7 protein-coding genes are annotated in these 7226 nt (G+C 32.0%); all 7 read left to right on the top strand.

All coding sequences use genetic code 11. The features are described from left to right. Positions 1-376: 376 nt before the first annotated feature. The 7 genes from IRZ80_RS20450 to IRZ80_RS20420 all read left to right on the top strand — a co-directional run bounded on the left by IRZ80_RS20450 (position 377) and on the right by IRZ80_RS20420 (position 6663). Positions 377-808 carry a DUF2721 domain-containing protein gene (locus tag IRZ80_RS20450; RefSeq protein ID WP_194644174.1) on the top strand — a complete coding sequence of 144 codons (432 nt, stop codon included), beginning with the start codon at positions 377-379 and terminating at the stop codon, positions 806-808. 32 nt (positions 809-840) lie between these two features. Next, positions 841-1743, top strand: coding sequence for an EamA family transporter (locus IRZ80_RS20445; protein WP_194644173.1), 903 nt, complete (start codon positions 841-843; stop codon positions 1741-1743). A 149-nt stretch (positions 1744-1892) separates the two neighbouring features. Next, entirely contained in the window at positions 1893-2600 is a 708-nt protein-coding gene (aqpZ, locus tag IRZ80_RS20440; protein ID WP_194644171.1) for an aquaporin Z, read from the top strand. A gap of 77 nt (positions 2601-2677) precedes the next feature. After that, positions 2678-3280 carry an alpha-ketoglutarate-dependent dioxygenase AlkB family protein gene (locus tag IRZ80_RS20435; RefSeq protein ID WP_194644169.1) on the top strand — a complete coding sequence of 201 codons (603 nt, stop codon included), beginning with the start codon at positions 2678-2680 and terminating at the stop codon, positions 3278-3280. 168 nt (positions 3281-3448) lie between these two features. Continuing rightward, entirely contained in the window at positions 3449-3727 is a 279-nt protein-coding gene (locus IRZ80_RS20430; RefSeq protein ID WP_194644167.1) for a DUF2805 domain-containing protein, read from the top strand. A 171-nt stretch (positions 3728-3898) separates the two neighbouring features. Beyond that, positions 3899-5761, top strand: coding sequence for a peptidase M61 (locus tag IRZ80_RS20425; protein WP_194644165.1), 1863 nt, complete (start codon positions 3899-3901; stop codon positions 5759-5761). 185 nt (positions 5762-5946) lie between these two features. Beyond that, complete coding sequence (locus IRZ80_RS20420) at positions 5947-6663, top strand: DUF4369 domain-containing protein (RefSeq protein WP_194644163.1); 717 nt, start codon at positions 5947-5949, stop codon at positions 6661-6663. The last annotated feature ends 563 nt before the right edge of the window (positions 6664-7226 follow it).

Genomic DNA, 7226 nt, shown 5'->3' with positions numbered 1-7226 from the left:
ATTTTTGAGGATTTTTGAATTCTGAAAGGTAATCTGGGCGGGGTTTGTCGTTTTTGGCAGGATTCCGGGGAGTTCTTTAGCGATTATTCAGAACCAAGGAATAGTCCTGTCCTGCGAGTATCCCTCCTTTGGAGGGGAATCTGAGCCGACTTTACTTCTTTTCCTTTTCAAAATAACATATACATATATACTAAGTACCGACTATCTTCTCTAACACAAAAGCCATCATAGAAACGGAAATCATGAAAAACCATAATTCAGCAATCAACATGGAAGCACATAACAAGATCAAGCTAATAAATATTATACTATAATAATAAGTCATTTTTTATTAATCTGTTAAAAAGTACGACCTTTGCAAACTAAACATACTGAAATGACATTACATATTGAAACTCCCGCATTACTGTTTTCGGCTACTTCTTTGATATTATTGGCTTATACTAATCGGTTTTTGACGCTTGCTACCATTATTCGAGGTTTAAAGAAAGCTTACAAGGAAAAAGAAAACCGAATGATTTTGCTTGAAATAAAAAACCTTAATTTAAGACTGACACTTATTCGTTTTATGCAAATGGCTGGTGTATTGAGTCTATTTCTCTCTGTTTTCACAATGCTTGTATTGTTTTTGGATTATCAATTGACTGGAATTTATTTATTCGGCTTTAGTCTTCTTGCTTTATTAATCTCTTTGGCTCTGTGTTTCTGGGAAATTAATATTTCGGTTGGAGCATTACGCCTACATCTAAGTGACCTCACTCATATAGGTGTTGAAAAAGAGCAACATTTAAATATTGAAGCAAAATAATTTTCCATATTTTATAAATCACATATTTAGCAATGCTTAAAAACAACACACTGAAAGGGGTTTTCCTTGTCGCGATTGGCGCTGCTAGTTACGGCATGCTGGCTACATTTGTAAAAATGGCTTATGGCGAAGGATATACTACCGCTGAAGTTACAATCTCTCAATTTATTCTGGGCATTATTGGAATTCTTATTATTAATGCGTTTCAAAAAGCGAAAGCTGAAAATGAAATTGTGAAAGCAACCTCAAAAAACATATTTCAATTGATGCTTGCAGGAACATCTACAGGATTAACAAGCGTATTTTATTATATGGCCGTTAAATATATTCCTGTTTCTATTGCCATTGTATTATTGATGCAGACGGTATGGATTGGTTTACTGCTTGAAATGTTTTTGGAAAAAAGAGTTCCTTCAAAGCAAAAAATTATTGCAGCTCTAATAGTTTTGGCTGGAACACTTCTAGCGACTAACATCGTTAAGAATGAAATTCAATTGGATTGGAAAGGGCTGGTTTTTGGTTTTTTGGCAGCTTGTTCATTCACGACAACGATGTTTACGGCTAACCGAGTTGCTTTAGGAATTTCTTCAGCACAGCGCAGTTTATATATGCTTCTGGGAGGGGTTGTCATTGTTTTTACTTTTGGAATTGCAACACAAAACACCGCATTTAATTTTACTATATTCCTTAAATGGGGAATCATATTATCTCTTTTCGGTACAATAATTCCGCCAATACTCATGAATGCTGGATTTCCTCTAACAGGAATTGGATTAGGAAGTATAGTTTCAGCCCTTGAGCTTCCTGTCTCTGTTTTAATGGCTTATTTCCTGCTTCATGAAAAAGTTGACTTAGTACAGTGGATTGGTATTCTCCTTATCATATTAGCTATCATAATAATGAATATTAATTTCAGAAAGAAGCAACCACACTGATTATCAGCATAAAAAAACAATAATAACTGTTTTTTGTTGTTGTTTTTATAAATTCGTAATCAATACAATTCTTATTAAATTATAAAAGCATTATATTGAAAACTGTTTAAAAACATTTTACCAAATAGCTATTAACTAATTTTTTTATCATGAAAAAACTTTTTGCAGAATTTTTCGGAACATATTGGTTGGTTTTTGGTGGTTGTGGGAGCGCACTTTTTGCAGCAGGCATACCTGATTTAGGAATTGGATTTGTGGGAGTTTCATTAGCATTTGGACTTACTGTTTTGACCATGGCATATGCTGTCGGCCATATATCAGGAGGGCATTTTAATCCCGCAGTTTCTTTTGGATTATGGGCTGGCGGAAGATTCTCTGCCAAAGATTTGCTTCCATATATTATAGCTCAATGCATAGGAGCAGCTGCAGCTGCCGGAACACTGTTTACAATTACTTCTGGAAAAGCTGGGTTTATGATTGACAATACAAAAGCTGGAGCTTTTGCATCAAATGGATATGGCGCTTTTTCTCCAGACGGTTATTCACTGCAAGCTGCTTTTATAGCCGAATTTATTCTAACATTATTTTTTCTTTTAATTATACTTGGCACCACGGATAAATTTGCAAATGAAAAATTTGCCGGAATTGCTATTGGACTTGGACTTACCCTGATTCACTTAATCAGCATCCCTATTACAAATACTTCAGTAAATCCAGCAAGATCATTATCGCAGGCTGTTTTCGTTGGCGGAGAACCTTTATCTCAAGTTTGGTTATTTTGGGCCGCTCCTATTTTAGGTGCTATTGTGGCTGGTTTCATTTATAAAAATTTATTACAAGATCATTCTGAAGTTTAGATTTTTTTCGATTCAAAATAAATTATAAAAGAGAAAAATGAAATAGTAGATTTTGTTTTTCTCTTTATTTTTGCAGTATGAATTCACTTTTTCAATCTGACCCCATAGTTTTTAATTTACCCGATGCCGAAATCATCTACTTTCCCGCTTTTCTTTCAAAAGACGTAGCCGATTCGCTTTTTCTAGAACTACTTGAAAGCACTCCTTGGCAACAAGATGAAATTACGGTTTATGGCAAAAAACATTTACAGCCGAGATTAACCGCTTTATATGGAAACGAAGGAAAGCCTTACTCCTACTCTAATATCACCATGCAGCCTCATCATTGGACAATAACTTTACAAAAAATTAAATCTTTAATCGAAAATATTTCAAACACCAATTTCACTACCGTTTTACTGAATTATTACAGAAATGGGAGTGACAGCAATGGCTGGCATGCAGATAACGAAAAGGAATTAGGCAAAAATCCCGTAATCGCATCACTAAGTTTAGGAGCCGAACGCAGTTTTCATTTAAAACATAATACTGATGTGAATCAAAAGAAGAATATTATTTTAGAAGACGGCAGTCTGCTGTTAATGAAAGGCACAACACAGCATTTTTGGAAACATCAAATTCCTAAAACTACAAAAACTATCGGTTCTCGAATAAACCTCACATTTAGAGTGATTAAATAAAAGAATCCTCAATATTTTTTATTAAAAATAACACTAATTTAAAAGAGTCAAAAAATTGATTTTTTTTTTACCTAAAATAAAAAGTAATAATAATTTTTATTAATATTGGTATAAGATTTAAAATCAAATTTATTAATCATTAAACCAAATTGAATTAATTTTCACGTGATGAAAAAGAGTAGCCGCAAAGAATTAAACTGGGAACAAACAGAAAGACTGATTACATTGGCCCAAGAAGAGAGAAATCCATTTGAAATTATTCAAAAAGAATTTGGATTAGCTGAGAAGGAGGTTCTTGAAATTATGAAAAAGAAAATGCCGACTGAGAAATATGAAATGTGGAAAAAGAAAGCAATTGCAAGCAAACCAAAACCAAAGCCTTTAAAAATTGATGATTTTGACGAAGACTTAGATGGCAAATATTACATAAAAAATAAATTAGACTAACCAAACCCATTAACTCCTGTTTATCAGGAGTTTTTTTATTTAAAAATCTTCATCTCAAGAATAAGGAAAATACTATTTTCTGATTTTTTTTAACTTAAACAACTTTATTAGCATCATTTCGTAACATTTTCATAATTTGAAATACTAATAGACAAAACAAACACAGACAAAATGAAAAAAATAATCTTTGCTCTTGCTTTTTCTTCTCTAATTTGGACTGGTAAAGCAAGCACTACAAAAACTGTAGACCAAAAAAAAGAAGAAATTGAAGTTAACATCAATCTTACCGATGTAAAAGACGATCAGGTTTTAGTTACTGTAAAAGCTCCTAAAATCAAAACTGAAGACATTACTTATAGTCTTCCTAAAACAGTTCCAGGAACATACTCAGTAGATGATTATGGAAAATATGTTGCTGATTTCAAAGCCTATGACAAAAAAGGCAATTTACTGACCGTTTCAAAAACTGATGATAATACTTGGTCTATCAAAAATGCAAAGACATTAGTAAAAATTACCTACCTAGTAAACGACACATTCGATAGTGAAAAAGGAAAAGGTTTTGGACAAGACGATGTGTTCTCACCTGCAGGTACAAATATTGACACCGGTAAAAATTTCATGCTTAATCTTCATGGTTTCGTAGGCTATTTTCAAGACAAAAAAGAAATACCTTACAAAGTTAGCATAACACATCCTGCAGCACTTTGGGGAGCGACATCAATGATTGACAAAGATGCATCAGTAACAGCCGATCTTTTTGAAATGCCACTTTACTCTGAATTATTGGAAAATCCAATTATGTATTCTAAACCAGACTACACAAGTTTCACAGTTGATGGAATGGATATTCAAATTGCAGTTTACTCACCATCAGGAAAATTTACTGCAGAAAGTATTACTCCTGAAATGAAAACAATGATGACTGCCCAAAAAACATTTTTAGGCAAAGTAAATTCAACAAAAAAATACACCGTTATCCTTTATCTTTCTACTATGTCGCCAACAGATGCCAAAGGCTTTGGTGCATTGGAACATCCTACAGCCACAACAGTTGTAATGCCTGAAATGATGCCGAAAGACGAATTGGTTAAACAAATGAAGGATGTGGTTTCACATGAATTCTTTCATATCGTAACTCCTTTAACCATTCACTCAAAAGAAATTCAGTATTTTGATTATAATGCTCCAAAAATGTCTCAGCATTTATGGATGTATGAAGGAGTAACTGAATATTTTGCCAATTTATTCCAAATCAATCAAGGTTTAATTGATGAAAATGAATTTTATTCCCATATAGCTGAAAAAATTCAAGGTGCTAATGCCATGAATGACACTATGCCTTTCACAACAATGAGTGCAAATGTTTTAACTGAGCCATATAAAGACCAATATCTAAATGTATATCAAAAAGGAGCCTTAATCGGCATGTGCTTGGATATCCAAATCAGAGAAAGCAGCAATGGAAAAAGAGGAATATTAGATTTAATGCACCAGTTATCTAATGAATATGGAGTTTCAAAACCATTTAATGATGCTGATTTATTCGCAAAAATAACATCATTAACGTATCCTGAAGTTGGTGAATTTTTAAGTAAATACGTTTCGGGTCCTACTCCAATCCCTTATTATGATTATCTGGCAAAAGTAGGCATTACCAAAACTACCAAAAAAACACCTGATGGAATATTTCTAAAAGGTCAAGTCCCATACATTGGTGTAAACAAGGAAAATAAAGAAATTTTTATTCGCCCAAATCAAGAGTTGCATATTTTCTACACAACATTGGATCTAAAAGGAGGAGATATTATTCTTGCTGTCAATGATACCCCTTATTCTTTGGACAATATTTATGATATGATTAGTTATAGTCAAAAATGGAAAGAAAATGATCCTATCTCTATCAAAATTAAACGAGATGGAAAAGAACAAATAATAAAAGGAAATGTAAAATTGCCATACGTAGATTCAGAAGGACTTGAAGCATCAGATGCATCAAAAATCACTTTGAGAACAGCTTGGCTTAAAGGATAATTTCAATAACCACTATAAAATCCCAATCTAAATCAGATTGGGATTTTTTTTAAAATTCATTCTCTTTAAAACCATTCATATCAACAATTTTCTTTATTTTGCGCCAAAAATAAACGAACCTAAAACAGCTATTCTTCAACTTTGCAGAATTCCGTTTTATGCTCCCAAAACCAATTTACTTACATATGAAAAAAACTATTATTGCATTTGTTACCCTACTTCTTTTGGTTGCTTGTAACAAAAATGAATCCAAAACAAATCTGCACATCACAGGAAATATCAAAGGATTAAAAGAAGGGACTTTATACATTCAAAAATACAATGATTCTGCTCTTATAGCTATCGACACTATTAAAATTGACGGACAATCAGTATTTGAAAGTAACCTTGATTTAAAATCACCTGAAATGCTGTACTTATATCTTGATAGAGGCGTTACCAATTCACTTGATAATAATATTATGTTTTTTGCAGAAGCGGGTACAATAAATATCGATACCAATCTAGATTCATTTATTTCAAGTGCAAAAATTACTGGCTCAAAAAATCAAGAATTATATGAAGAATACAAAAAAATAAATTCTCGTTTCAATGATGAAAATCTAACTTTAATTGAGAAAAAATTCAAAGCTTTAAAAAGCAATAATATTAAAGCAATTGACAGTATTACTGTTGCCCAAGAAAGTAATATCAAGCGAAAATATCTTTATGCGACCAATTTTGCAGTAAACCATAAAGATTATGAGGTATCACCATATATTGCCTTGGCTGAAATCTATGATATCAACATTAAATATTTGGATACCATTCAAAAATCAATGACACCAAAAGTAGCCAGCTCACTTTATGGAAAAAAATTGACCAAATATGTGAATGAGATTAAGAAGAGCGAAACAAAATAAGATCAATCTTATCAAACAAAATGCAAACCGTCTTATAAATAGACGGTTTTTTTTTATCTTTTATTTATATTTAACCTTATAACTGGATTAGAATATCCGTTTTTTTGAATCTTTCAAAGCAGATTTGAATGTCTCGAATATTTGCACTAATAAAATAAAAGATGATTTAAAATAATATAACTATCCACAAAGCATACTAAATATTTTTTTTTCACAGATTACACAGATTTTGCATGCATTTTTTAGAAATCTGTGTTAATCTTTATAATCTGTGTTAATCTTTATAATCTGTGGTCAATTTTATCGATTTGGTATTAGTCACGGATAGTCATATAAAATATTAAATCAAACCAAAAACCTGATCCGAACTAATATTTATGCGTAATTTTTGCTACTTCACAGGTTTTTGGATTGATCCGGGAGAATCTTTCAATGTCAAAATAAAAGCATTTAGAAGTCAGTTTAGAGGAGTTAAGAAAGATAGATTTCTTTCTCTTTAGATTATTGAATCTTTTTGCCTAATCCCAACTTTTGAACGATTCTTTGGTGTCAATGGTAAAAAA

Source organism: Flavobacterium sp. HJJ, from assembly GCF_015351475.1.
Lineage (GTDB): Bacteria > Bacteroidota > Bacteroidia > Flavobacteriales > Flavobacteriaceae > Flavobacterium > Flavobacterium marginilacus.
The sequence above is the reverse complement of the archived record's forward strand: the minus strand, read 5'-3'. Positions and strand labels throughout refer to the sequence as shown.

Bases quoted from the DNA above. Each gene is read 5' to 3' on its own strand.
- IRZ80_RS20450 (WP_194644174.1), top strand. From the start codon at position 377: ATGACATTACATATTGAAACTCCCGCATTACTGTTTTCGGCTACTTCT.
- IRZ80_RS20445 (WP_194644173.1), top strand. From the start codon at position 841: ATGCTTAAAAACAACACACTGAAAGGGGTTTTCCTTGTCGCGATTGGC.
- aqpZ (WP_194644171.1), top strand. From the start codon at position 1,893: ATGAAAAAACTTTTTGCAGAATTTTTCGGAACATATTGGTTGGTTTTT.
- IRZ80_RS20435 (WP_194644169.1), top strand. From the start codon at position 2,678: ATGAATTCACTTTTTCAATCTGACCCCATAGTTTTTAATTTACCCGAT.
- IRZ80_RS20430 (WP_194644167.1), top strand. From the start codon at position 3,449: ATGAAAAAGAGTAGCCGCAAAGAATTAAACTGGGAACAAACAGAAAGA.
- IRZ80_RS20425 (WP_194644165.1), top strand. From the start codon at position 3,899: ATGAAAAAAATAATCTTTGCTCTTGCTTTTTCTTCTCTAATTTGGACT.
- IRZ80_RS20420 (WP_194644163.1), top strand. From the start codon at position 5,947: ATGAAAAAAACTATTATTGCATTTGTTACCCTACTTCTTTTGGTTGCT.